2 protein-coding genes are annotated in these 1,960 nt (G+C 72.7%); both read right to left on the bottom strand.

The window, feature by feature from the left end:
* Positions 1-435: 435 nt before the first annotated feature.
* Positions 436-1,212 (bottom strand): SDR family oxidoreductase, encoded by a 777-nt coding sequence (locus RIF68_RS35440; protein WP_309055705.1) that lies wholly within the window; start codon positions 1,210-1,212, stop codon positions 436-438.
* Positions 1,213-1,362: 150 nt separating this feature from the next.
* A partial coding sequence (locus RIF68_RS35435; protein ID WP_309055703.1) for an SDR family NAD(P)-dependent oxidoreductase occupies positions 1,363-1,960 on the bottom strand: 598 nt, incomplete at its 5' end.

Genomic DNA, 1,960 nt, shown 5'->3' with positions numbered 1-1,960 from the left:
AGCGACCCGGTCGAGTACGCCGTCCGCCACGACCGCTGGACGCGGGGCCGGCTCGAGCCGTGGTTCGACCTCCAGGTGGCGGCGGGCCGTGGCAACGAGGCGCGGCGGAGGGCGGCCCGCTGCCCCGGCCCTCGACGACCCGGTGGTGGTGCGTGCCGGGGCCCAGCCCCGGCACGCGCGGCGGACACCGGCGGAGGCGATCGGCGACGCCCGCGTACCGCACCGCGCCGGTGCCCTGCCCGGCCGGCGAGGAGGCCAGCGCCGTTCCCCGCGCCCGCCGACCTGTCGCGCCGCACCCGGAGGAGGTCGTCGCGTCGGCCGCGCGCGGCGCCCGACCGTACCGACGTGCCGACGTGCCGACGTGCCGTCGTGTCGTCGTGTCGTCGCGCGAGGAGGGGGCCGCCCCGGGGCGGCCCCCTCCTCGCACGACGGGGATCAGACGGCTTGCGCGGTGGGGAGGACGGTGATCTCGGTGAGGTTCACGTGGCGGGGGACGGCGGCCATGAAGGCCACGGTCTCGGCCACGTCGGCGCCCTGGAGGACGTCGATGTCGCGGATGAGGTCGGCCATCAGCTTGGACGCGTCCGGGTCGGTCACGTGGTCGGGCAGCTCGGTGTCGACCATGCCGGGCTCGATGGCGGCCACGCGGACCATCTTCCGGCCCAGTTCCACGCGGAGCAGCCGGGTGAGGTGGCTGATGTACGCCTTGGTGCCCGAGTAGATCGAGAACTTCTCCAGGATACGGGTCGCCGCGATCGAGGAGGTGTTGATCAGGTCCGCGGGCTTGCCGTTCGCGGCGGACTCGGTCAGGTGCGGCAGGAAGGCGGCGATGACGTTCATCAGGCCGGTGACGTTGAGGTCGATCTGGCGCTGCCACTCGTCGACCTTCAGCTCCTCGATGCCCGAGATCAGCTGGACGCCGGCGTTGTTGAACACCAGGTCGGCCTTGCCGAACCGGCCGGCGACCTGGTCCGCGGCGGCCTGGACGGCCTCGCGGTCGGTGACGTCCACGGCGATGGCGAGGGCGGTGCCGCCGCCGGCCTCGATGTTCTTCACGACACTGCCCAGGCGCTCCTGCCGCCGGGCGAGAACCACAACGGTCGCGCCCAGTTCGGCCAGGCGTTCGGCGGTGACGGCGCCCATGCCGCTGGAGGCGCCGGAGACGACGGCGACACGACCGGCCAGGGGGGTTCCGGTGAGCAGAGCAGACATGACGAAGACCTCGTTCTTCAGCGCGTGGGAATGGTGGGACGGGGGTGGAGGCGGTGGCCCGGCCGGCCGGAGCGAGGGGGGAGCCTGCCGGCCGGGCTGCTGTGGCGGTCGCCGCCGCTGTCCGTGGGCGGCTGGCGGCCGTGACGCGGATCAGGCGGCGTCGTCGTGGGCTGTGGCGGCGGACTTCTCGCTCCAGGGCTTCAGGTCGTCGCGGATCTGCTGGATCTTGACCTCGAGGCGTTCGAGGGTGTCGCGGCCGAGGTAGAGGTGGGTGGGGAGGGTGTCGGTGGCGGTGACTTCGACGATGAGGGCGGCGCCCTTGACGGGGTCGCCGAGCTGGGCGTGGTTGGCCTGCTCGATCCAGTCGAGGGTGTCGTGGGCGGGGGTGCCGTCGTAGTCGGCGATGCGGTGGGCGGCGACGGAGAGGGAGCTGGTGTCGAGGAAGTCGGTGCGGAAGACGCCGGGTTCGACGACCATGGACTGGATGCCGAAGGGGGCCATCTCGGCGGAGAGGGCTTCGCTGATGCCGGCGACGGCGAACTTGGAGGCGCTGTAGAGGCTGACGCCGGGTTCGCCTTCGAAGCCGGAGCGGGAGCCGATGTGGACGAGTTTGCCGGAGCGCTGCTCGCGCATGTGGGGCAGGACGGCGCGGGTGACGTTGATGAGGCCGAAGACGTTGAGGTCGAACAGGGAGCGGGCTTCGGCGTCGGTGATCTCTTCGAGGGCGCCGAGGAGGCCGCGGCCGGCG

The sequence above is a fragment of the Streptomyces sp. genome (genome assembly GCF_031178505.1).
GTDB lineage: Bacteria > Actinomycetota > Actinomycetes > Streptomycetales > Streptomycetaceae > Streptomyces > Streptomyces gulbargensis.
Note: the sequence above shows the minus strand (reverse complement) of the source record. Positions and strands in the feature narration are given on the sequence as shown.